At 67.8% G+C, this 21,971-nt stretch carries 22 protein-coding genes and 1 riboswitch; of the genes, 9 read left to right on the top strand and 13 right to left on the bottom strand.

The window, feature by feature from the left end; genetic code table 11:
* Positions 1-70: 70 nt before the first annotated feature.
* Positions 71-910, top strand: coding sequence for a helix-turn-helix transcriptional regulator (locus VMT65_RS26535; RefSeq protein ID WP_326311112.1), 840 nt, complete (start codon positions 71-73; stop codon positions 908-910).
* A gap of 7 nt (positions 911-917) precedes the next feature.
* Here the strand turns inward: VMT65_RS26535 and VMT65_RS26530 are convergent, their stop codons facing one another.
* Positions 918-1,409: an RDD family protein gene (locus tag VMT65_RS26530; RefSeq protein WP_326311111.1), complete on the bottom strand. Its 492-nt coding sequence runs from the start codon at positions 1,407-1,409 to the stop codon at positions 918-920.
* Between the two features lie 208 nt (positions 1,410-1,617).
* On the opposite strand from VMT65_RS26530, the gene VMT65_RS26525 reads away from it, so the two are divergent.
* The gene (locus VMT65_RS26525) at positions 1,618-2,382 is read left to right on the top strand and encodes an SDR family NAD(P)-dependent oxidoreductase (RefSeq protein WP_326311110.1); all 765 of its coding nucleotides are present in this window, start codon (positions 1,618-1,620) and stop codon (positions 2,380-2,382) included.
* 15 nt (positions 2,383-2,397) lie between these two features.
* On the opposite strand, the gene VMT65_RS26520 is transcribed toward VMT65_RS26525, so the two are convergent.
* The 4 genes from VMT65_RS26520 to VMT65_RS26505 form a co-directional block, all read right to left on the bottom strand.
* Positions 2,398-3,717: an ABC transporter ATP-binding protein gene (locus VMT65_RS26520; RefSeq protein ID WP_326311109.1), complete on the bottom strand. Its 1,320-nt coding sequence runs from the start codon at positions 3,715-3,717 to the stop codon at positions 2,398-2,400.
* A gap of 14 nt (positions 3,718-3,731) precedes the next feature.
* Entirely contained in the window at positions 3,732-5,471 is a 1,740-nt protein-coding gene (locus VMT65_RS26515) for an ABC transporter permease (RefSeq protein WP_326311108.1), read from the bottom strand.
* Complete coding sequence (locus VMT65_RS26510) at positions 5,468-6,181, bottom strand: MgtC/SapB family protein (protein WP_326311107.1); 714 nt, start codon at positions 6,179-6,181, stop codon at positions 5,468-5,470. The genes VMT65_RS26515 and VMT65_RS26510 overlap by 4 nt, the downstream gene beginning before the upstream one ends.
* A 205-nt stretch (positions 6,182-6,386) precedes the next feature.
* Positions 6,387-6,560: riboswitch (M-box (ykoK) riboswitch) on the bottom strand.
* A gap of 59 nt (positions 6,561-6,619) precedes the next feature.
* On the bottom strand, positions 6,620-7,861 hold the full coding sequence (locus VMT65_RS26505) for an MFS transporter (protein ID WP_326311106.1): 1,242 nt from the start codon (positions 7,859-7,861) through the stop codon (positions 6,620-6,622).
* A gap of 86 nt (positions 7,862-7,947) precedes the next feature.
* On the opposite strand from VMT65_RS26505, the gene VMT65_RS26500 reads away from it, so the two are divergent.
* A complete protein-coding gene (locus tag VMT65_RS26500) occupies positions 7,948-8,301 on the top strand; it encodes an ArsR/SmtB family transcription factor (RefSeq protein ID WP_326311105.1) in 354 nt (117 codons plus the stop codon).
* A gap of 88 nt (positions 8,302-8,389) precedes the next feature.
* On the opposite strand, the gene VMT65_RS26495 is transcribed toward VMT65_RS26500, so the two are convergent.
* Complete coding sequence (locus VMT65_RS26495; protein WP_326311104.1) at positions 8,390-8,830, bottom strand: pyridoxamine 5'-phosphate oxidase family protein; 441 nt, start codon at positions 8,828-8,830, stop codon at positions 8,390-8,392.
* Positions 8,831-8,927: 97 nt separating this feature from the next.
* Positions 8,928-9,401: an NUDIX hydrolase gene (locus VMT65_RS26490; RefSeq protein ID WP_326311103.1), complete on the bottom strand. Its 474-nt coding sequence runs from the start codon at positions 9,399-9,401 to the stop codon at positions 8,928-8,930.
* 561 nt (positions 9,402-9,962) lie between these two features.
* On the opposite strand from VMT65_RS26490, the gene VMT65_RS26485 reads away from it, so the two are divergent.
* The 3 genes from VMT65_RS26485 (at position 9,963) to VMT65_RS26475 (ending at position 12,699) form a co-directional block, all read left to right on the top strand.
* Positions 9,963-11,831, top strand: coding sequence for a Na+/H+ antiporter (locus VMT65_RS26485; protein WP_326311102.1), 1,869 nt, complete (start codon positions 9,963-9,965; stop codon positions 11,829-11,831).
* Between the two features lie 92 nt (positions 11,832-11,923).
* The gene (locus tag VMT65_RS26480; RefSeq protein ID WP_326311101.1) at positions 11,924-12,388 is read left to right on the top strand and encodes a hypothetical protein; all 465 of its coding nucleotides are present in this window, start codon (positions 11,924-11,926) and stop codon (positions 12,386-12,388) included.
* Complete coding sequence (locus VMT65_RS26475; protein ID WP_326311100.1) at positions 12,385-12,699, top strand: winged helix-turn-helix domain-containing protein; 315 nt, start codon at positions 12,385-12,387, stop codon at positions 12,697-12,699. The genes VMT65_RS26480 and VMT65_RS26475 overlap by 4 nt, the downstream gene beginning before the upstream one ends.
* A 4-nt stretch (positions 12,700-12,703) precedes the next feature.
* On the opposite strand, the gene VMT65_RS26470 is transcribed toward VMT65_RS26475, so the two are convergent.
* Positions 12,704-13,150, bottom strand: a complete 447-nt coding sequence (locus VMT65_RS26470; protein WP_326311099.1) for a hypothetical protein — start codon at positions 13,148-13,150, stop codon at positions 12,704-12,706.
* A 515-nt stretch (positions 13,151-13,665) separates the two neighbouring features.
* Between VMT65_RS26470 and VMT65_RS26465 the strand changes: the two genes are divergently transcribed.
* Both VMT65_RS26465 and VMT65_RS26460 read left to right on the top strand, forming a co-directional pair.
* Entirely contained in the window at positions 13,666-14,073 is a 408-nt protein-coding gene (locus VMT65_RS26465; RefSeq protein WP_326311098.1) for a hypothetical protein, read from the top strand.
* An 87-nt stretch (positions 14,074-14,160) separates the two neighbouring features.
* Positions 14,161-14,787, top strand: coding sequence for a TetR/AcrR family transcriptional regulator (locus VMT65_RS26460; protein WP_326311097.1), 627 nt, complete (start codon positions 14,161-14,163; stop codon positions 14,785-14,787).
* A gap of 73 nt (positions 14,788-14,860) precedes the next feature.
* Here the strand turns inward: VMT65_RS26460 and VMT65_RS26455 are convergent, their stop codons facing one another.
* From VMT65_RS26455 to VMT65_RS26435, 5 genes are all read right to left on the bottom strand, one after another.
* Complete coding sequence (locus VMT65_RS26455; RefSeq protein WP_326311096.1) at positions 14,861-16,186, bottom strand: pyridoxal-phosphate dependent enzyme; 1,326 nt, start codon at positions 16,184-16,186, stop codon at positions 14,861-14,863.
* Positions 16,186-17,616, bottom strand: coding sequence for an alanine racemase (locus tag VMT65_RS26450; RefSeq protein WP_326311095.1), 1,431 nt, complete (start codon positions 17,614-17,616; stop codon positions 16,186-16,188). The genes VMT65_RS26455 and VMT65_RS26450 overlap by 1 nt, the downstream gene beginning before the upstream one ends.
* Entirely contained in the window at positions 17,613-18,872 is a 1,260-nt protein-coding gene (locus VMT65_RS26445; RefSeq protein WP_326311094.1) for a heavy-metal-associated domain-containing protein, read from the bottom strand. The genes VMT65_RS26450 and VMT65_RS26445 overlap by 4 nt, the downstream gene beginning before the upstream one ends.
* Entirely contained in the window at positions 18,869-20,146 is a 1,278-nt protein-coding gene (locus VMT65_RS26440; protein WP_326311093.1) for an aminotransferase class V-fold PLP-dependent enzyme, read from the bottom strand. The genes VMT65_RS26445 and VMT65_RS26440 overlap by 4 nt, the downstream gene beginning before the upstream one ends.
* Before the next feature lie 311 nt (positions 20,147-20,457).
* Positions 20,458-20,997: a DUF2599 domain-containing protein gene (locus VMT65_RS26435; protein WP_326311092.1), complete on the bottom strand. Its 540-nt coding sequence runs from the start codon at positions 20,995-20,997 to the stop codon at positions 20,458-20,460.
* 228 nt (positions 20,998-21,225) lie between these two features.
* Between VMT65_RS26435 and VMT65_RS26430 the strand changes: the two genes are divergently transcribed.
* Positions 21,226-21,699: a hypothetical protein gene (locus VMT65_RS26430; RefSeq protein WP_326311091.1), complete on the top strand. Its 474-nt coding sequence runs from the start codon at positions 21,226-21,228 to the stop codon at positions 21,697-21,699.
* Positions 21,700-21,971 lie beyond the last annotated feature (272 nt).

Genomic DNA, 21,971 nt, shown 5'->3' with positions numbered 1-21,971 from the left:
GAGGCTATTTCGAGGCTCGGAACCTCGGAGGGGTGAACGAACCGGCCACCGGTGATTGTTAGCGTGAGGTATGAGGACCGAGGGTGTGCGGCGGGAACAGTTGCGAGAATTTTTGCGCGACAGGCGTGCCCGGGTCAGGCCTGAGCAGGTGGGGTTGCCTGCTGCCGGGCGTCGGCGCACGCCGGGGCTGCGGAGGGAAGAGGTTGCGGTGCTCGCCGGGGTTGGGGTGTCGTGGTATACGTGGCTCGAGCAGGGGCGGGATATCACCGTGTCCGGTGAGGTGCTCGACGCGGTTGCCGGTGCCTTGCGTTTGGATGCGGTCGAACGTGCTCACCTTTACGTTCTGGCTGGGCTGAATCCGCCGTGTCGGGCCGGGGACAGCGGGCCCGAGATCGCCCCGGCGCTGCGCAATCTGCTCGACGCCTGGGATCCGCGTCCGGCCGTGCTGCGCGATCGGTACTGGAATGTGTTGGGGTTCAACGATAGTGCCCGCGCCGTGTTCGGCTATGCGGGGCCCAGGCACAACTGCCTGGTCACCTACTTCACCAATCCGCGGTATCTGGCGATGCGTGAGGTGTGGGCCGAGGCTGCTCCCGCGGTCGTGGCCGCATACCGCGCCGACTCCGCCCTGTGCCCCGGAGACCCCGGATTCGATGCGGTGTTGACCGAACTGTCTTCGCGCAGCGACGAATTCGCGGCCCTGTGGGCGCGTCACGATGTCGGCGTCGCACGCCAGTCGGTCAACGCGCTGCGTCACCCCGAGGTCGGTGAGCTCTACTTCGACACCACCCCGCTGACCGTCACCGACCAGCCCGACCGCCACATCGTGCTCTACAACCCGCGCCCCGACACCGCGACCGCCGAAGCCCTCGATCGGCTTCGGCGGTTGCGGCTGGCCGCTCCGGCCTGAAACCCGCTCAGCCCTTGACGACCTGGGTGCCGTCGGCGAAATTGTCGTGCCAGCCCTGCTTGGTGGGGCTCGCGCCGACCGTGACCGCGATGGCGATGGCCGCGCAGAACCACAGCAGGCCACCGACCCACGGGATCAGGTTGAGCAGCATGTAGGCGTTGCGCTTGGCCGAGTCGGCCAAGCTGGGGCGGGGTGCGCCGCCGGAACCGTTGACGTGCAGGCCCAGCAGCTTCTTGCCGGGAGTCGCGCCGGCGAGGACCTCGAAGGCCACGAAGTACAGGAACCCGAAGCCAGCGCCGGGAATGACCGACGCCCAGCCCGGCAGGCCCGAGGCGTGCTCGAGCGCCCAGAACACGATGCCGCCCACGATTCCGGCGATGATCCAGTCGATGAACCGCGCGACCGCGCGCGGACCCAGGCCCGCCGGGGTCACGCCCATGATCGGGCCCGCGTACGGCTGTCCCGTGTACGGCTCGTACCCGTATCCACCCGTGGTCATGAATGTCTCCTTGCCTCGACCACACGAAAGCTCTCCCACCATCGTGCGTCGCCCACCCGTGCCGCCGCATCAGGGAATCCCCTGGCACCGACCCTGAACTTGCAGGTCACCCGAGGATGACGCGGGTCACCGTCGCAAAGGTGGTGGTGCCACACCCACGATAAACGCGCACTGTTTGCCCACCCGCCGCCCCGGCAGGGTTATCGCCATGACACACAACGCAACCCGATTCGACGACAAGATCGCCCTCATCACCGGCGGCAGCAGCGGCATGGGATTGGCCACCGCGCAGCGACTCATCGACGAAGGCGCACAGGTCATCGTCACCGGGCGTGACAAGCAGCGCCTCGACGCCGCGGTGGCGCAACTGGGGCAGCGGGCCACCGGCATCGCCGGCGACGCCACCGACACCGCAGACCTCGCGGCGCTGACAAGGGTGATCGGCGAACGCTTCGGACGCCTGGACGTGGTGTTCGTCAACGCCGGAATCGGTGCGTTCCAATCGATTCCCGACGTCACCCCCGACGAGTTCGACCGGGTCGTCGCCATCAACTTCAAGGCGGCGTTCTTCACCGTCCAACACAGCCTGCCGCTGCTGGTCGACGGCGGCGCGATCGTCATCAACGCCTCGTTCGCGCTGTATCGGGGCACGCCCGGCACCGCCCTGTACTCCGCGACCAAGGCCGCCGTGCACAATCTGACCCGCACCATGGCAGCCGAACTGGCGCCCAAGGGAATTCGCGTGAACTCGGTCAGCCCCGGCTACACCGACACCCCGGCCTTCCGGGCCGAAGTCAGCGCCGACGCGCAGCGGGCCGCCGCGTCACTGGTGGCGGCCGGGCGCATCGGCACCAGCGAGGATGTCGCGGCGGCCGTGGCCTTCCTCGCCTCGACCGACGCCTCCTACATCACCGGCCAGGACCTGCTCGTCGACGGCGGCCTGACCACGCTGGTACCCACCACCATGGTGTGAGCGCCCCACCACGGTTCAGGAGGCGCGCAGGTCCGCGGCCGGGTCGGCGGTGATCCGGCCCGAATCGGTGTCGTAGTCGTACAACTCGGCATAACGGCCCCAATCGATGGCCAACTCCAGCTGCCGCCGCGCGTCCTCATCGGAGAACCCGCGCTTCAACAGATCCAGGATGAAATCCGCGCGCACGGTCTCGTCGCTGCTGCCCACCAACGCCGAACAGATCGTGCGGACCAGCGGAGCGCGGCGGCGGGCCTGCGCGGCGAAAATCGCCTTACTGGCCTGGATGTCGGCATTGGTGAAGTTCGCCCCGACATTGGTCAAGATCACGTCACCGGATTCCACCAGCAGAAAACCCAGCAGCGCCGCGGCATCGACCAATGGCATCAGATCATCGAGCTCGAAGTTGAGTTCGTCGGCGACCACCGGCAGATCCGCGCGCCCGCTATTGCCGTAGACCAGCTCGAGCAGACCCGCGATCCCGCCCACCGAGGCATCGGGCAGCGGCACCGCGAACGGGGTCGAGGTATCGGCCGGTGCCGCGGCGACTTCGGTGTCGCGCCCGGTCAACAACCCGTAGATCTGATCGACCAACGCCACGAAACCCGGTGCGCGGCGATTGCGCGGGCGCGGCTGATCCACGCTGACCTCGGCGATGATCCGCCCCGGATTCGACCCCAACACCACCACCCGGTCGGCCAACTGCACCGCCTCCTCGATGTTGTGGGTCACGATGCAGATGCATTTGGTGGGAAAGTCCTTGGCCGACCACAGATTCACCAGTTCGGTGCGCAAGTTCTCCGCGGTCAACACATCCAGCGCCGAGAACGGCTCATCCATCAGCAGCAGGTCCGGCTCCAACACCAGGGCGCGCGCGAACCCGACCCGCTGCCGCATCCCACCCGAGAGCTCCTTGGGATAGGCGGTCTCGAAACCATCCAGACCGATGCGGTCGATCGCCTCGAGGGCACGCTGGCGGCGCTCACCGGGGGCGACACCGCGCGCGGCCAAACCCAGCTCCACATTGTCCTGCACGCTCAGCCACGGCATCAGCGCGAAGGACTGAAACACCAGCGCCGCACCGGGATTCGAGCCACGCAACGGCTCGTCACGGTAACGCACCTCGCCCTTGGTGGGTGCGAGCAGGCCCGCGATCAGCCGCAACAGCGTGGACTTGCCCGAGCCCGAACGGCCCAGCAGCGCCACGATCTCGCCCTCGCGCAGTTGCAGATTCACCCCGTCGAGCACATTCAACGGCTCCCCGGACGCGCCGGTGAACGACATGTCGATGTGCTCGAGGTCGATCAGGACCTCGCCGGTGGCAACGGTATCGGTCATGGGGGCCTCCTTGGTTACAGCGAGTAGCGGCGCTGGGCCAGGGCGTAGAGTCGCCGCCAGAACAGCCGGTTGATGCCGACCACGAACGTGCTCATGACCAGCACGCCGATGAGGATCCGCGGGCCGTCACCGACGCGGGTGGCCTCGGCGATGTAGGCGCCCAGACCCGTCGCGGTCAAGGTGGTGTCACCGGAGGAGACGATCTCGGCGACGATCGAGGCATTCCACGCCCCGCCCGCCGCGGTGATCGCACCGGTGACGAAACTGGGGAAGATGGCGGGCAGAATCAGCCTGCGCCACCACAGGTTTCGCGGCAGCCGCAGATTCGCGGCCGCCTCACGCAGATCATTGGGCACCGCCGAGGCGCCGGCGATCACATTGAACAGGATGTACCACTGCGCACCCAAGGCCATCAGCAGGATCGAGGCCCACTGCAGGCTCGCGCCCGTGGCCACCAACACCCCGGTCACCAGCGGGAACAAGAAGTTGGCGGGGAAACTCGCCAACACCTGCACGATCGGCTGCGCGAGCCGGGAAACCTTGGGGTTCAACCCGATCCACACCCCGATCGGCACCCACACGATCGTCGCGAAGATCAACAGCACGATCACCCGCAGCAGGGTCAGCAGCCCCAGCCACGCCGCATGGCCGACCTCGCCGAAACCGGCCGTCGACGCGATGTAGTGGGCCATGGCGATCACACCGGCGACCAGCGCCCCACCCACCACGACCGTGAACACGATATCGGCGGCACGCCGCCGGGCCGCGGTGACATACAGCGGGTATTCGGCCAGCCCGAACACGCGCATGAACCGGTCCACCGGATACACCAACGGCCCGAACACCCGCGCGAGCAGTCCGGGAATATGGCTGCGGCGCAACAGATCCAGCATCAGACTGCGCGGGGCGTCCGCGGATTCGGTGTCCTCGACCCGGAAGCGCTCGGCCCACACCGTCAGCGGCCGCCAGAACAACACATTGAGCCCGACCACCATGACGATCATGACCGCGATCGCCAACAGCATCCGACCGGTCTGCGACTGCGCGTTGGCACTGGCCACATACGAACCGATACCCGGCAGCGCGTAGGAGCGATTGTTGACGCTGATCGCCTCGGACGCGGTCAGGAAGAACCAGCCGCCGCCGAAACTCATCATCCCGTTCCACACCAGCGGGAACATCCCCGAGGGCACATCCACCCGCCAGAACCGCTGCCAGCGCGACAACCGCAGATTGCGGGAGGCCTCATCGAGCTCGCGCGGCTGCGACACCAGCGAATGATGGAACGCGAAGGCCATGTTCCAGGCCTGCGAGGTGAAGATCGCGAAAATCGACGCGCACTCCAAACCCAGCGACGAACCCGGGAACAGGGCGATGAATCCGGCCACGGTCACCGACAGAAAACCCAGCACCGGCACCGACTGCAGAATATCGAGCGCGGGCAACAGCACCTTCTCCGCGCGCGGCAGCCGCGCCGCGGCGGTGGCGTAGACGAAGGTGAACAGAATCGAGAGCCCCAACGCGGCGAACATGCGCAGCAGCGACCGCGCCGCATAGTAGGGCAGCTCGGCCGGATCGGTGGAAATCGTGGTGGGCGCGGTGTTCTCGTCGAAGGGCACATGCATGCCCGCCGACACCTTCACCACGATCCAGATCAGCACCGCCGCGCCCGCGAACACCGCGATATCGGCCCACCGTGAGCGCGGCCGATCCAGTACCCCGCGCGAAGGATACGAGCGCAGTGTCGCGTTCACTGCTCGGTCTCCACCGGCGGGGCCACCGTGCGCCAGCCGACACTGGTCACCGACGGCTCCAGGCTCAACCGGCTCACCGCCGCCTCCATCTGCCGGTCGTCGCGGCGGTCGCCGGTCAACTCCGCGCGCACCTGCACCCGACCCTGCGTGGTGTCGTGACTCGAGATCGAGTTCAACCGGAAATCGGTGCGCGTCAACGACTGCACCAGCAGCGCGCGCACATGCGCCTCGTGCGCGTCATCGGTGTCGGCGGTGAAGGAGTAGAGCGCCTCGTGGGCCTCGGGGCCGTCGGTGAGCGGGCGATCCACCGAGCGCGCCACCGTGCGCAGCGCGGTGTTCACCACGACCACGGCCACCGTGCCCGCCGCCGCGGTCGAATACATGCCCGCACCCGCGAGCGAACCCACCGCCGCCGAGCACCACAGCGTCGCGGCAGTATTGAGCCCGCGAATATTGAACCCGTCGCGCAGGATCACGCCCGCGCCCAGGAAGCCGATACCGGAAACGATCTGCGCCGCAACGCGAGTCGGGTCGGCGTCACTGCCATGGAAGCCGTGCGCCGACAGCAGCACGAACAGGGTCGCACCGGCGGCGACGAGCGCGTTGGTGCGCAGTCCGGCCATGCGGGCGCGGAACTGACGCTCGAACCCGATCACCGCACCCAACCCGACACCGGTGCCGAGTCGCAGCAGCATTTCCCACGTGGTCATTGCGATCTCCGAAAAGGGGATGACGGCGCACTCCGACCTCGGACGCTACAGGGGTGCCGGTAGCGAACGGCAGATTGCGGAGGTGTCGCCTAGTGAACGATTGGCTAACGGAACACGATCCGGACCATCGGGCACGACCACCACCTCCTCAGACGCACAACACACGCGTGCCAACAGGGTGGGACCAGCGAGAATTCACTGGAAGCGGCACCACCCCTCGTAAGACCTTCAGCACTCCACGGCGTGAACCCACCATCTGGCGGGAGCCGGTCGGGGCGGCCCCTTAACTCGGGGCAACCTGTCCTGATCCGGGGCGTCTCTCGACGTTCGGGATCGCCGGCCTGTATCCGTGAAGGAGCCTCAGTTAACGACGGCACCTTGCGGGGGCCAGTAAACACCCGGGTCGCGCCGATCGCAACCCGGATGTGAGCGCGGTCGCTACCGCACCGAGCCCGCGTTGCGCGAGCCGTCGAGAACCGTCCGCAGTGCCAGTCGCACCACACACGCCACCGCGACGGCGGCGGCGAACAGTTGCACCGCGTGCAAGGTTCCGGTGGTTCCGGCGAGCAGGCCGACGCCGATCACCGGGCCGCCGGTGCCGCAGTAGCCCATGACGTAATAGGTCGAAAGCACATCGGCGTGGCGGTCGGCCGGGGCGGCGGCGTTGACCGCGGTCAGGCCCGACAGGAATGCCAGACCGTGCCCGGCACCGGCCAGGAGTGTGGCCGCCAGCAGGAGCGTCAGCGAGGAGACCGCGCCCGCCAACGCCAGCAAAGCAAGTCCGGCGGCCAGCAGCGGCAGGCCCGTACGCTCCAGGGCCCGTTCGGATTTCCCGTACCCGATCAGCTGGGCCACCGACCAGGCCACCGGGAGCACGGCCGCGGCGGCACTGCCGACCACCAGGTTCGTACTGCCCGACAGGGTCGCGGCGTAGGTGGGGACCAGGGTCAAGAACACACCGACCACCGCGAAACCCAGGAACGCGGACGATCCGGCCGCGGCGAAGGTGCGGCCCATGCCCGAGGGAATGCTGGGCCGCCGCGGCCGCCACCGCACGCCGGTGGACGCCGAGGGCAGAAGGGCCAGGAACACGCCCGCGGGAACCAGCAGCACCAGGTGCACCACGAACGGCATCACGTACGGTTGCGGAAAGTATTGCGCGACAACCGCACCCAGCATCGGCCCCACGCCCATGCCGCCGGCTGTCGCCATGGCCGACACCAGCGCGGCCCGGCGTCGATCACCGCGCGGTTCCACCTCGGTGATGGCGGCGGTCAGCGCCCCCGAGGCCGCGCCCATCGCCACGCCCTGCAGGACCCGCGCCGCGAACAACCACGCCAGACCGGTGGCGAGTGCGAAGGCCAGCGTGCCCAACGCCGCCACCGCCAGCGCGGGCAGCAGAATCGTGCGGCGGCCCAACGCATCCGAGGCCGGACCCGCCAGCAGCAGCGACGGAATCAACGCGCCGACATAGGCGGCGAAGACCAAGGTCAGCATCAATGGCGAGAACCCGAAACGCTGCGCGTAACCGTGATACAGCGGCGTCGCGAGATTGGTGCCGGTGAACAGGATCAACAGCGCGTAGGCCGCACCCCAGAATCTCAGTCGGCTCCCGACCGGTGAAACCTGCTGTGCCACCGGTACTCCGGTGCCAGCAGCAGGGGATTGCTCGATCGCCACGGTTCCTCCCAACCTCGTTATGTTCGACAATTCCGAACATAACAGGATGTTCGGATTATGTGAACATGTGGATTACCATTGCCCCCATGGCCAGCCGAACCGCCACCGAACTGGTGCACCCCGCCCGCGCCGACCTGCGGTTCACCACCGTCCTGGCCGCCCTCGCCGACCCCGTCCGCCTCACCATCGTCACCCGCCTGGCCGCCGCCGCAGGCGAGGAACTGGCCTGCTCGACCTTCGACCTCCCCGTCAGCAAATCCACCCAGAGCGGCCACTTCAAAACCCTCCGCGAAGCCGGCATCATCGCCCAACGCGACGAAGGCACCCGCCGCCTCAACCGCCTCCGCACCGAAGACCTCGAAGCCCGCTTCCCCGGCCTACTCGCCATGGCAATCACCCACGGCCCCAAGGCGATCGGGGCGGCCCCGGCCTCGTCATGAAATTGCGACGAGGCAAAGTCGATGCCAGCCCGCAGGCCTAGCTACTCCCAGTATCACCTCGTCTTCACCACGCCCGTATAGATATTCGTCAGCGTCGCCGGGTGACGACCACACCCCTACCTGGACGCCAGTGCTGGATCACCAGCAGTTCCGCAGCCTCATCGACCGAGGTCAGAACAGCATCGGTGAGCTCGAGCCGAAAGTTGTGCACCTCCGGCGCAGACCCCAGCGCCGCCTTCGCCGCTCCGGTGACCTCGACCGCGACACCCATCACCTTGGCGTCGCCCTCGTCAGGGTGGGCATGAATCGCACACCGCCCGTCCCGCCGCAAATCGGCCGCCTTCACCGCGCCGGGCATAGAACCGAACATGAGATCCGACCCAACGAACTCCACCTCCGATCCACTCACCCGAGGACCCCCGTCACGACGCAGTGTCGCCAACACATGCGTCTTGTGACCCTCGAACCGCGCCCGCACCGCCGCCGCCAATTCCGGTGCCTCACTACTGAAGTCCAGCCACGTCGCCATCGTGCCAGAATGCCAGCCCCCTCCGACAACCTCTGTGTGGAACGCGAGGATGACCTTTACTGCTGGTCCTGCTCCCCGCGGCTCGTGGATACTTCGCTTACCCGAGGTAGGGCTGACTTCGACCTTCGGCATGGTGCTGGAGTCGAAGCCGCACCGTGTCGTGCACGGGTACATCGGCCAGCTCGTCCGCGCTCAGGAACCGTACCGAGGTCGACTCGTCGCTGACTTCGATGCGCCCGCCGACAACACGCCCGTAATAGGTGATGTTGAACTCTTGGCGGATCTCCCCGTCCTCGTACTCGATGATGTGCTCGGGGTCGGTGTAAATGCCGAGCAGGCCGGTGATCTCGATATTTAGACCGGTTTCCTCTCTGGTCTCCCGAACCACGCACTGCTCCAACGTCTCTCCGATATCCATGACCCCGCCGGGGAGACTCCAGTTTCCGGAGTCGCGGCGACGTTGCATGAGGATGTTGCCGCCTTCGTCCACGATCAGCGCGGAACCTCCGGGAACGAGGGTGTTCGCCTTGGGCGCGTTCGGGTCTCGGTAGTAGTCACGTCGTGAGCCCATGACCTCTCCTTGCCGCTGGTGCCGGACTTGCCTGCCGCCTCGGACGATAGTGCGGAGGGCGGGGATGGTCGCAAGGGGCGAGGAGGTGAGCTTGCTGGTCGGGAGGGGTGGGGTGGGTGGGTTGTGGGGCGGGCGAAGGTGGTGAGTCGGCGTGGTGGGGGTGGACGCGCTAAGGTGCGCGGGGTTGAGTTCAGTAGTCGGGCAGGGAGATTCACCATCAGCATCGAGCGAACCGCGGGTTTGCCTGTGGGCCTGCATGTTACGAAGACCGTGTGTAATGCCGCGACCGGCTTGTTGTTCGGGGCGGGGGTGGTCGCGATATTGGCGGGGACCTATAGCGGGGTCGGGGTGGATTTGAAATTGGTCGGGGTGGGGTTGTGGGTGTTGGCGTTGATCGCTCGGATCGGGGTGTTCGCGATAACGCGGTCGCGGTCGGGGCACGCCGAATAGGGGTGAGTAGTACGGCCGGATAGGGCCGAAGGTCGCGCGGGGAAGGGCGAGGTTGTTCGCCCGTGGCGAGCCGGTGCCGGGATCGGGGGGTGCGGCTGGCACGATGTTGCTGTGGAGTGGGCGTTCGGTCTGGTTGTGCTGGTGTCGGGGGCGGTGGCACTGGCCGCCGGTGCGCGGCGGCTGGGGTTGGGCGAGCCGTTCGTGCTCACCGTGGCCGGGGTGATCGCCTCGTATCTGCCGTTCGTGCCGGAGTTCGACATCGAACCCGAGCTGGTGTTGCTGGGATTGCTGCCGCCGCTGCTGTACACCACGGCGATCCGCACCTCGCTCATCGACTTCCGGCCCAAGAAGGTCTCCATCACCCTGCTGTCGGTCGGGTTGGTGCTGTTCACCGCGTTCGCGGTGGGCGGGGTGGTGTATTGGCTGCTGCCGGTGCCGTTCTCGGCGGCGGTGGCCATCGGCGCGATCGTGGCCCCGCCCGACGCGGTCGCGGCCACCGCGGTCGCGCGGCGAGTCGGGATGCCGCGCCGGATCGTGACCCTGCTCGAGGGCGAATCGCTGTTCAACGACGCCACCGCACTGGTCACCCTGCGCACCGCGGTGGCGGCCATGGCGGGCAGCATCACCCTGTGGGAGGCCGGCGCGGATTTCATCGGCGCGGCCGGTGGCGGTGCCCTCATCGGTGTCGTGGCCGCGATGGTGCTGGCGTTCCTGCGCCGCCGCATCACCGATCCCGTACTCGACACCAGCGTCTCGCTGCTGGCCCCCTGGATCGCCTATCTGCCCGCCGAAGCCGTGCACGCCTCGGGTGTCATCGCGGTGGTCACCTGCGGTCTCATCCTGGGTCACGGTGCGCCGCAATGGCAGAGCGCGGCCTCGCGCATCGCCGAGCACACCAACTGGCGCACCATCCAATTCCTGCTCGAGAGCGCGGTTTTCCTGCTCATCGGTCTGCAGGTGCGTCACCTGGTCGAGGCCGCCTGGCACAGCGGACTGCCGCATTCGACGGTCGTGGCGACCTGCGTGGCCGTGCTGGTGACCGTGATCGTGGTGCGCCCGATCTGGGTGTACCCGGCCACCTACCTGGCCTGGCAGGTCGAGGGCAGGCGACAGGGCAAACCCAAGCCGCACTGGACCGGTCCGGCCGTGGTGGCGTGGGCGGGTATGCGCGGCGTGGTGACCCTGGCGGCGGCCCTGCTGCTACCCGCCGACACCCCCGAACTGGCGATCCTGCAGCTGCTGGCGGTCGTGGTGGTGGGCGGAACGCTGCTGCTGCAAGGACTTTCGCTGCCCGCCCTGGTGCGGGTGCTCAAACTGCGCGGCCCCAGCCAGGCCGAAGACCTTCTCCAGGAAGCGAATCTGCTCCAGCAGGCCACCGCCGCGGGCCTGAAGGCCCTCGAGGAGAACATCGCCCCCGAAACCCCACCCGACGTGGTCGACGCCCTGCGCAACCGAGTCGTGGTGCGCGCGCAGGCGGCGTGGGAGTTGCTGGGCCGCTCCGAATCCCAGCGTGTGACCCCCAGCGGTGAATACCGCCGCCTGCGCCTGGCCATGCTGGCCGCCGAGCGCGAGACCGTGCTACGCATCCGCGATGCCGGCCAGGTCGATCAGGAAGTGCTGCAGGCGGTCATGGCCACCCTCGACATCGAGGAATCCACCATCGACCGCATCTCCGAGGCCGAGGACGACGACGGCCTGCCCCTGAGCTCCCCCCTCACCGCCGGTGCCTGCGAGCATCTGCGCGAAGCCCCCTGCGTGCGCGTGCCCGACACCCCCGACGCCTGCGGCGAATGCCTCGACGAGGGCCTGGTCTGGGTCCACCTGCGCATGTGCCTGGACTGCGGCCACGTCGCCTGCTGCGACTCCTCACCCGGCAATCACGCCACCAAACACTTCAACAACACCGGCCACCCGGTCATGCGCAGCGTCGAGCCCGGCGAATCCTGGCGCTGGTGCTACCTGGACGAACTACTCGGCTAGACGCCGGTTTCCGTGCTGTGACCTGCACCCCTTGACTTTCCCATCGGGAAAGTGGACTCTTACTTTCCAGGTAGGAAAGTAAGGGAGGAATCATGGACGGCATCGCTCCGGACCAGGCCCGCGCCGCACTCGAAGCAGCGCGACGCGCACAACGGCAGGTCGCCACCGAAGTCGGCCTGCCCCGCTGGTACTGGTGGGGAATGGCGTGCGGCTGGATCGTTTTGGGGGTGATCGGAGACTTCGGACCGGCGTGGCTGACCGCGGCGGCGACGCTGATCTTCGGCGCCGGACACTCGACGATCGCCTCGCGGTTACTCGATGGTCGACGGCGCACCGATCAAGTGCAGGTCAGCGCCGCGGTCGCCGGGCGGCGCACGCCGCTCGTGGTCATCGGCATGCTGCTGGGCCTGGTCGCACTGACCGTCGTGGCCGCGCTCGCGCTCGACGCCGACGGCGTTGCCCATCCCCGCACCTGGTCGGCGATCCTCATCGCCGCGGTGATCGGCTTCGGCGGCCCGGAGATCCTGCGGGTACTGCGCGGGTGGGCACGCGCATGAGCGAGGCTCGCTTCGATGAGCTGATCCACCCCAGCACCCGACTGAGTCTGGTCGCGACCCTGGCCGCCGCGGACTGGGCCGAATTCGCCTTCCTCAAGGAACGACTGAACCTGTCCGACTCGGCCCTGTCCAAACAACTCGCCACCCTCGAGGAAGCCGGGTACGTGGCCACCGAGCGGCGACTGGACGGCAGTCGCCGCAAGGTCCGCGCCCGCCTGACCCCCACGGGCCGAAAAGCTTTCGACGGCCACATCGCGGCCCTGCAGGAAATCGTGACCGCCGCGTCCCCGCCCGAGGACCACGCGCGCTGAGACCTCAGTTGCGGTCGGCCATGGCCTTGGCCGACCAGCGCACCGCGTAGCCGACCACGAAGCACGGCAGCGACATGAGGACGAAAACGGCGAGGGCGACGACGAATCCGCTCGCGACACCGAGAATCCAGGAGGCCAGGGCCGGGTTGCAACCCGAGCTCAACCCCGGGACCGAGGTGCAGTCGTGGAAGCTGCGGGGCCCGGAGTAGCGGCCCCACACCGCGATTCCCGCCCACACCAACAGGGCGACGACGGTGTTGAACAGGTAGCCGCAGCGCACCAGTTTGCGCACGAAGATCAATGCGCCGAGTTGGTCGGAGTAGAGGCCGTCGGCGACCTCCTCGCTGACGCCCAGATGTCGCCCCCACAGGGAGGGCTCGGGAACGTCGTGGGTGGCCGGGGGATTGGCGTACTGGCTTTTGGCCATGGTGCTCGCGATGCCTTCGTGCATTGACTGAAACGATCGACCGTGATCATTCCAGCGCCGCCGGTTTCGCGAAGACTTTGCGGGCGAATCGGCCCACATGCGCCGCCGGGCCGCGCGGACGGCGTCGCCGAGCCGGGATCGGGACCGACTCGGCGACGCCGGGTTTCGCGGCACCCGCAACGGTGCGGGACGCGGGTGCGAGCCTCGGGGAAGCGGACTCGCGGGGTGCCCACCGACCGGGGCGTCTGCGCATGTGCGCCCCTTACGGATTCGGACAATCGGAACGGTAGCGGTGCGTTAGCTGTTTCGCGACTCGAGCGTGGAAATTAGGGGATCCATAGGGGCTCGGGAGTTTTCGCTTCAAGCCGCAGAAGCCTCACGGTTGCCAGTGATCATCAGAGGCGCCTTCGCCGTGGCGAAGTGCGGGCCGAGTAGCCCGATACGCGCGTGTCGCTGACCCTGAACGCAGACACTGCCTATATGCGCCAATGGCGTCGCAGGTCCCTCATTCATCTGTTCATCTGGGGAGATGATCGACGATGATCCGGTCACGGAAGTCGGCCCTCACCGCATTCACCACCTTCGCCGCCATCCCGGCGGCCCTCGTCCTCGCCGCGCCCGACGCGTCCGCCTACGTCAGTAGCGTGAACGTGTCCAGCGGGTCGAGTATCAGTCTGGGCGGCGGCAATTACGGCACCAACTGCTCCTACACGGTCACCGTGAACGGCAGTCCAAACGAGTACGTCTGGCTCTACGACAGCGGCGCGGGCAGTTTCAACCCGCAGCAGTTCAGCCTCGGCAGCGGCGGCACCGCCACCTCGAGCTGGACGCCGACCTCCACCGGTCAGCACTTCGTGCAGGCCTGGTCCTACAACGGCTCGCAGTGGACCTGGGTCACGGTCGGCCAGGGCATCAATCTGGGCAGCGCCTGCGTGGTCACGAGCTGAGTCTCGCCGTCGGCGAGCCAGCCGATACCGATCGGTCCGGTGCCGGGTGTGCGTACCCGCCCGGCACCGGGCATTACTCTTGACCCGGTGCAGACCGAGCAACCGCCCTCCGACGCCGAACCCCGCATCTGGGGTGGCACGACCCTCACCGAACGCCGTGAGGCGCGCCGCGCCGCGCTGCTCGAGGCCGCACTGGACCTGATCGGCGAATCCGGGGCGGGCGCGGTCACCATGCGCGCGGTGTGCCGGCGCGCCAACCTGACCGACCGCTACTTCTACGAATCCTTCGCCAGCCGAGACGAACTGCTCGACGTGCTCTACCGCCAGATCGCCGAGGAATTCCTCGAACCCATGACCGCCTTCGCCGTCGCCGACGACCCCGACCGCGATCGCGCGCTCTCGGAAGTGCTGGTGGACAAGGTGCTCCAGGATCCGCGCAAGTCCCGGCTGTTCCTGGTCGAACCGTATTCCTCGACCGGACTGGGCCAGACCACCATCGCGGTCATGCCCGCCTTCACCCGCCTGATCCAGGACCACCTGTTCGTCCACATCGACGACCCGGTCCGACGTCGCCTCGCGGCGGTGACCATGGCCTCGGGCAACGCGGGCATGTTCTCGGCCTGGCTCAACGGCACCCTGCGCGCCACCCGGGAGCAGATCGTCGATCACCTGGTGCAGACGATCGACGCCTACCGCGGGATGTATCGCAGCTGAGGGCTACCGCCGAGCCGGCGTACTTCGCCTGTCACGGCACCGCGGTCACCGTCCGCCCGGCGCGCCCGCCGGACTATTCGGGGCGAGGGGCGGATTCGAAGGGTTTGCCCGCGTCGCGCCATGCGGTGATGCCGCCCGCCAGGCTGGCGGCGTCGAAGCCGGCACGGCGGGCGCGTGCGGCGAAGCGTAGCGAGACCTCGCCGACCGGGCAGACGAAAACCAGCGGGCGGGAACGGGAGAACGGGACGCCCTGGGTGAACATGTCGTCGAGTTGGTCGTCACGGATGTTGAGCGCGCCCGGGATGTGACCGATGCGGTAGGCCATCGCGCCTCGGGTGTCGACGATGGTGGGGTGGGCGCCGCGGTCGAGGGCCTCGAGCTCGTCGGGGGACAGGGTGGGGGTGGCGGTCAGCTCGCTCGGCGTCGGGGGCTCGGCGCGGCCGGGCTTGCCGAACAGTTCGGGGCGGCGTTTGCGGATGTAGGACAGGTAGGGTTCGAGGCGGTCGCAGACGATGAAGACCGCGGTGATCGGATCCGGTTGCGGGGGCAGGGTTTTCAGGAAATCGATGGCGGCGGCGTAGGTGGCTCCGCTGGTGGGTCCGGCCAGCACGCCGTGGGCGGTGGCCAGTGACACCGTCGCATCGACCGCGCGCACGGCTTCGATCGCCATGATGCGGTCGTAGAACTCGGGCTGGAACAGGCCCACATCCCACATCTCGGTTTCCGAGCGGATGCCGGGGATGAAATCGCTGCGCTCGGAGACCACGGCGATGGTCTTCAACTCCGGATTGTGTTTGCGCAGAAAGGTGGCCGTGCCGCGGGTGGAGCCGGTGGTGCCCAGCCCGCCGATCAGATAGTCGACGCGGGTGATGCCGTCGCGGGCCAGGTCCTCGTGGATCTCACGGCCGGTGCCTTGATAGTGGGCCTCGATGTTCTTCTCGCTGGTGTACTGCGAGGGGTGATACCAGGCCCCCGGTGTGCGGGCCATGGTCGATTCGATCACCGAATACACGTCGTTGGGCGCGGTCGGGTCCGGGCATTCCGAGAGCCCGGGTAGCTCCTCGATGTCGGTGCCCAACAGCTGCAACAGCTCTCGCACCTCGGCGACCTTGATCCGATTGGTGACCGCGCGCAACCCGATCCCGTGCATGGCCGCCAGAATCCGCAGCGCCTTGGCGGTATTGCCGCTCGAGGCCTCGATCAGTGTCTGCTTGCCCGCGACGATGTCGTCGAGATCGTCACGGATCATGCCCCACGCCACCCGGTCCTTGACCGAGCCGAACGGGTTGTAGAACTCGAGTTTGGCGTAGAGTTCCACGTGCGCGAGCCCGTGCACGGCCGGATCCAACCGCAGTAGCGGAGTATTGCCGATCAGTTCGGTGATGTGGTCGTAGCGCATCAAGCCACCTCGTGCCGGTAGTCAACGTCGGGGCACACCGCGAACGTCCCGGATCGTTGCACCACAGCCAGTTTCGGCGGCACCGAATGCATCGATGCACGCGCTGCCGACAAATCCATGTGGTAGGCGGCGGTATTCGGGAACACCAGGTAGTCCCCAGATTGTGGACACCGCGGTAGCCACACCTTGTGATTGGCGATCAGGTCACGCTCCAGACACAGCCGTCCGGCCAGAAACACACCCGTGGCACCGGAATTCGCGTCGGCATTGGCGCGCGCGGGCACCAGGAGGGGATCCACCATCACCTCCTGATCGGCCGGGGTGATGGTGTCGCGGCTCAAATCCAGGTTCACCAGGGTGCTGCCGTCGGCGGTCTCCTTCACGAATTCCACCCGCGCGACGGTGATTCCGGCATGGTCGACGAGCGCCTTGCCGGGTTCGAGCCAGATATCGAGGAGGTTCTCCGCCGCGATCTGGGCAATCGTCCGGCCCGCGTGCGCCTCGAGTTCAGTGTCGAGAAGATCGCTGAGCATCCTTTCGGCATCCACAGTGTTAGCGTATTTGTGAAAAACCGGCGTCCCGTGGACCGCGCCATCCTCGAGGTGGAAGCCGAAAGTGTTTCCCGCCCAGGTCATCTGCTCTCCGCGACCCAAAAGCGACTCGCGCAGCGCATGCACGTATGCATCGAATGCCTGTGCGTCAGCAGTGAATACCTGCCGGAAGCCACCCCCTATGTTGAGCACCGAAGGGGTCAAACCGGACGCGTATGCGCGTTCGGTCAACATCAGGCAACTCTCCACGGCCCGCACCCGTTCGGCGGGCTCACCCGAATCGAGGTGAAAAGCGAACCCGCGGAACTCGATCCGCTCCCGCTCGGCCGCCAACACCTTGATCACCGCGTCGACCCGATGCAAGGGCACTCCAAACCGACTGACCGGTGTGCCAGCGAATCCGCTGACCCGCACCAGCACCGGCACCCGCGTCCCCGGCCGCGCCAGCGCGGCAATGCGTTCGAGCTCCCACAGGTTATCCACATTGATCACCACCCCGGCCCCCACCAACTTTCGCAGGAACCCTCCACCCTTGGGTCCGGTCACCTCGATTCGCTCCGGCTCGAACCCGGCCGCCAACGCACCGTCCAGTTCGGCCGTCGAGGCAACATCGATCCCCACCCCCGCCGCCCGCGCGGTCACCACGAACGCCCGCGACTGATTCACCTTGTGCGCATAGCAGATCCGATACCCCGCCACCCGCGCGGCCAACTGCGTCCGCAGCCGCTCCAGGTTCTCGGCGAACACCTGCGGAAACACCAGATGCGCCGGTGTCCCGAACCCGGCCACCGTGTCCTCGACCAGCCCCGGCGTCGCCACGAACGCCCGCACCAGCGCATGCATCTTCGCCGGGAGTCCCGGCGGCGCGGCAGCGGTCATACCGCGGTTTCGGCCGCGGGCGCGGGCGTGATCAGGGTCGGGTTGTAGCCGCTGTCGCGCAATGCTTCGAAGGCGCGATGGCGGTTGCGGGGACTGCGGAACTCGGCGACCACCCGCTTGGAGATCAGATCGATGTCCTGCACTCCGATGCTCATCGACTCGAGCACACCGGTGACGGTCTTGATGCAGTGCTTGCAGGTCATGTCGGGGACATAGAAGACCCGGTCCTCCGCGGCCAGTTCCCCGGTCTCCGAACCGGTTTCGGCGGGCACCTCGGCCACGCTCACCCGGTCCACGATCTTGGTGAAGGCGTCGGTGAACTTGTCGATCACCACCGGCAGGATGCTGTAGTGCTCGCCGTCGAGCTGATGCGGCATGGCCGCCAGACACGCCGGGCGCGTCCCCGGCGGCAGCAGCGCGTACTGGCGCGAGATCAGATCCAGCTCATCGTGATACTTCGCGATCGCCTCGGCCACACTCAACCCCTCGACGTGGGTGGCGCGGCGCATGACCCGGTGCGCGTCCTCGATCGTCATATCCTTCATCGCCCGCAGCGTGGCCACGGTCTCGGCCGAGTACCGCACCGTCCCATCGGGTTGGGTGGTCAGGGTGACCGCGATCATGCCGCGCCGGTAGCTCGAGGCTTGCAGTTCCCAATACCAGCGGATCGCCACCGCCGCGTAGATCCCCGAATCCCGCATGCCGACCGCGAATTCGGCCGGGCTGCGATACGGGGTCCAGCGCGCCAGCAGCGCGTGCTGGGCCAGCGCCCGACCCGCCGCCTCGATGCCGACCCGGAAGATCTCGAACGGCTCGTGATCGGTGGTGGTGCCCTCGAGCACCGCCTCCTCGCGCGGGCTCAAGTCCGACATGCGTTGGGCCAGCGCGGTATCGGCCTGCAGCGCGTGCCACAGGGTCAGCACGGTCTCGCGCATGGCGATGGGCACGATCGGACCCAGGCCGCCGGAGTGGAAATGCCCGGTATTGGGGATGCCGTCGCTGTCGGTCCAGGCGATGCGGTGCGTCGCGCTGACCACCTGGTCGGCGCGGCACGGGCGCATGAACCGTTCGAGGTACAGCCGCTGCGACAGTGTCAGATGCGAACCGGGCTCGGGTTGCAGTGCCGCGCAGGTGTATTCGATGCGCCGCGGCGGCGGCAGCACGGGCGGCGCGCCCAGGCCGGGGCGGGCCAGCGCGGCCAGCACCCGGGAGGCGGCACGCCGGTCGTAGCGGGGTTCGGGGCCGGTGGTAGTCAAGAGACCTCCTCGGCAATCGTGGCGACGCACTCGGTGAATCGGTCGATCTCGTCGAAGGTGTTGTAGACGTGGGTCGAAACCCGCACCGAGTCCTCGTCCATCGGCACATCATCGGCGGGGACGCAGTGCGCGCCGGTGCGCACCAGGAACCCCAGTTCGCTGAGCACGAAGCCCAGGTCGGTGGCGCTGATCCCGTCGAGGGTGAACGACAGGATCCCGTAGCCGGTCTCGCACGGCGCGTAGGCCGGGCCGGGCAGGAACTCCACGCCCGGGATGGCGCGCAGGGAGGTGATCAGGCGTTGGGTCAGCGCGCGATTGTGGTCGGCGATGGTGCCCAGGCCCACCTCGGTGAGCACCTCGAGGGCCGCGCCCAGGGCCAGGATGCCCGGAATGTTCTGGGTGCCGCCCTCGAGCAGCTGCGGCATCGCCCCGGCCAGCAGGCCCGAATCGGTCAGCGACACCGCTGAATTCCCGCCCGGCAAGAACGGTGTCAGCTCACCATGGCGTCGACGACGGCAGTACAGCACCCCGGTGCCGGGCGCGCCGAACATCTTGTGCGCGGCGAACACCGCGAAATCGGCGTCGAGCTCATCGACGCGCACCGGCAGATGCCCGCCGGACTGGCTGCAGTCGAAACACAGCGCGATGTCCGGATCGATGCGCCCGCGCAGCTCTTCGAGGGTGGTCAGGGTGCCGAACACATGATGCAGATGCCCGACGGTGATCAACCGGGTGCGCGGGGTGATGCGCGCGGCCACATCCTCGATATCGGCCTCGCCGAGCTGGGTGAGCCGGTAGGGAACCAGTCGGATCCTGCGCCCGAACCCCTCGAGCAGTCGCCGCAGATGATGCCAGGGATAGACGTTGGAGGCGTGATCGCGTGGGCTGTAGAGGATTTCGTCGCCGTCGCGCAGATTCGTCAACGCCCACGACAGCGCCACCGCGTTCATCCCGGCCGTGGATCCGCCGGTGAACACCACCTCATCGGGTGCGGCCCCGATGAATTCGGCCATCGCCTCGCGCACCTCCTCGATGCGCCGGGTCAGGCTCGACGCCCACGGGTAGGTGCCGCGCCCGGCATTGGCGGTGCGCTCACTGTGATACAGGTGCACCGCGCGAATCACCGGCACCGGCTTCTGCGTAGTGGACGCCGAATCCAAGTAGATATCGGACGTTTCACCCAAACTGGGAAAAAGTCGGCGCACCGGCGGACGCGCCGGTTCCCGGGCGGCGGGCGGCGTGGGCGCAGAGGTCGCGGGTGCGGAGGCGCGCACCGTGCCCTCCTCCCAGGAGTTCGCGCTGGACCCTCACCAACGCTGAGTCATTTCAACGATACGCACGTTTACCGGTCCGCTCGAAGCTTCTCGCCGCCAAGAACTTTCGTCGGTGCGCCTTCGTTACCCCACCGAACAATCACCGCACTGCCCGACCGCGACGCCCCGATGTCTGCGGCCTCGATGCCACCGTCTCGACCACAAGGAGGCTTATTGCGGCGCTGGTTCAGCACCGCGGCGGCCATCATGGTGGGGAATCGGTCCAGTCGCTGGGCATTTCGGTCGAATGTGCCAAGCCGTGCCGGTGCGGCTCAGCGTTCGGGGCCGCCGGGGTTGCACATGGCCACGACGGTGGCGTCGTAGCCGACTGCGGGGCGCCAGGGTTCGAGGTTCCAGCTGGGTTTGTCGGGGGCCACGACGCGGGCCCATTCCCAGTGGCAGCGGAACTGGTCGTACATGCCGGGGGTGTCGGCGTCGGGGGCGTCGGTGAGGACTTCCTGCCAGGCGCGGTCGAGGGCAGCGGGGAAGGTGTCCTTGCGTCCGGCCTGGGTGGGGTAGACGTGCAGGCGGCGGCCGTCGATCTCGTCGGTCCACTCGGTGTGATCGATGAGCGGCTGATCCGGATAGGGATCGACGGTCGGCAGCCCGGCCACGGCGGAGGCGGTCGGGGCGGGGGCCGGGATGGGGGCGGCCGAACCGGCGGGAGTGGGCGTGGTCTCGGTCGGGCGCGGGGCCAGGGTCAGCGAACTCACCACCACCGGCGCGGACTCCTCGGCCGCACCGCAACCGGTCAGTACCAGTGCCAGTGCGAGCGCGGGCGGGCCACCCGCGAGTTTCCAACGCCGCCGCATGGGCTCTCGCCCCTTTCCATCCGATCCATCCGTCCGGATCCGACGCTACCAGCGGCGATCACCCGCGCACCGAACCCGCAGGCTACAAGGAACTTCCGCGTTCCGGGTTTGCTCGCGCTGGTCAATTGGCCCAGACAGCACCTACGATGGCACGCGCAGGGCGGTTGGTGAAAGAGGTGACCGTCCGGCACCCTTGGTACCGGATGATTGCTGACTGGTAGGGGCTCGATGAACGCCGCGACTGTGAAACTGCTTGTCTGGGAGTGCGATAACACCCTGTGGGACGGGGTGGTCTGCGACTCCACCGCCGGAGCGCTGCGCGCCGACGCCGCGCGCTCGCTACGCATCCTCAACGAACGCGGCGTCATGCACGCCGTGGCCTCGCGCGGCGAATGGGCCTGGACGGTAGAACAATTGCGCCGCCACGGCGTGGCCGAACGCTTCGCCGCCGTCGAGGTCGGCTGGGGCCGCAAGTCCGCCGCCATCAGCCGCATCGCCGAAACCCTGGGGGTCGGCCTGGACCAGGTCGGCTACATCGACGCCGAACCCCTCGAGCGCAGCGAGGTAGCCCACGCCCTCCCGCAGGTCCGCTGCTACGCCGCCCGCCACGTGGATGTCCTCGCCGCCCTTCAGGAATTCCGCGCCCCCGCCGGAGACGTCCCGCCCCCCACCTCCCCGATGGCCCACATCCACGCCCGCTGACTACACGCCTCGCAACTGCTCGATCGTCGATTCGGACAGAGTGGAACTGTCATCCCCCGCGTCCTCACTGCCGACAGTGGCGGGAGTCGAAGCATTCGGTGGGGAGTGGCTGGTCCTCCAGCCGCGAGGACCGCAACTCGGCAGAGGCGACAGGCCCATGTCGCCGCCGTCGGGCGAGGAGCTTCACCCGCACGCCATGCCAACTCGCGCACTCGGCGACCACGCCCCAGGGGTACGGAAAGGAGCAGGCTCGCCGATCACCCGGCGAGCCT

This window comes from Nocardia sp. CDC153, assembly GCF_035818515.1.
Classification (GTDB): Bacteria; Actinomycetota; Actinomycetes; order Mycobacteriales; family Mycobacteriaceae; genus Nocardia.
This window is presented reverse-complemented; position numbering and strand designations above follow the sequence as displayed.

What these genes read in the sequence shown, in the direction of transcription:
- VMT65_RS26535 (WP_326311112.1), top strand. Translation starts at nt 71, where the DNA reads ATGAGGACCGAGGGTGTGCGGCGGGAACAGTTGCGAGAATTTTTGCGC.
- VMT65_RS26530 (WP_326311111.1), bottom strand. Translation starts at nt 1,409, where the DNA reads ATGACCACGGGTGGATACGGGTACGAGCCGTACACGGGACAGCCGTAC.
- VMT65_RS26525 (WP_326311110.1), top strand. Translation starts at nt 1,618, where the DNA reads ATGACACACAACGCAACCCGATTCGACGACAAGATCGCCCTCATCACC.
- VMT65_RS26520 (WP_326311109.1), bottom strand. Translation starts at nt 3,717, where the DNA reads ATGACCGATACCGTTGCCACCGGCGAGGTCCTGATCGACCTCGAGCAC.
- VMT65_RS26510 (WP_326311107.1), bottom strand. Translation starts at nt 6,181, where the DNA reads ATGACCACGTGGGAAATGCTGCTGCGACTCGGCACCGGTGTCGGGTTG.
- VMT65_RS26500 (WP_326311105.1), top strand. Translation starts at nt 7,948, where the DNA reads ATGGCCAGCCGAACCGCCACCGAACTGGTGCACCCCGCCCGCGCCGAC.
- VMT65_RS26495 (WP_326311104.1), bottom strand. Translation starts at nt 8,830, where the DNA reads ATGGCGACGTGGCTGGACTTCAGTAGTGAGGCACCGGAATTGGCGGCG.
- VMT65_RS26490 (WP_326311103.1), bottom strand. Translation starts at nt 9,401, where the DNA reads ATGGGCTCACGACGTGACTACTACCGAGACCCGAACGCGCCCAAGGCG.
- VMT65_RS26480 (WP_326311101.1), top strand. Translation starts at nt 11,924, where the DNA reads ATGGACGGCATCGCTCCGGACCAGGCCCGCGCCGCACTCGAAGCAGCG.
- VMT65_RS26475 (WP_326311100.1), top strand. Translation starts at nt 12,385, where the DNA reads ATGAGCGAGGCTCGCTTCGATGAGCTGATCCACCCCAGCACCCGACTG.
- VMT65_RS26470 (WP_326311099.1), bottom strand. Translation starts at nt 13,150, where the DNA reads ATGCACGAAGGCATCGCGAGCACCATGGCCAAAAGCCAGTACGCCAAT.
- VMT65_RS26465 (WP_326311098.1), top strand. Translation starts at nt 13,666, where the DNA reads ATGATCCGGTCACGGAAGTCGGCCCTCACCGCATTCACCACCTTCGCC.
- VMT65_RS26455 (WP_326311096.1), bottom strand. Translation starts at nt 16,186, where the DNA reads ATGCGCTACGACCACATCACCGAACTGATCGGCAATACTCCGCTACTG.
- VMT65_RS26450 (WP_326311095.1), bottom strand. Translation starts at nt 17,616, where the DNA reads ATGACCGCTGCCGCGCCGCCGGGACTCCCGGCGAAGATGCATGCGCTG.
- VMT65_RS26435 (WP_326311092.1), bottom strand. Translation starts at nt 20,997, where the DNA reads ATGCGGCGGCGTTGGAAACTCGCGGGTGGCCCGCCCGCGCTCGCACTG.
- VMT65_RS26430 (WP_326311091.1), top strand. Translation starts at nt 21,226, where the DNA reads ATGAACGCCGCGACTGTGAAACTGCTTGTCTGGGAGTGCGATAACACC.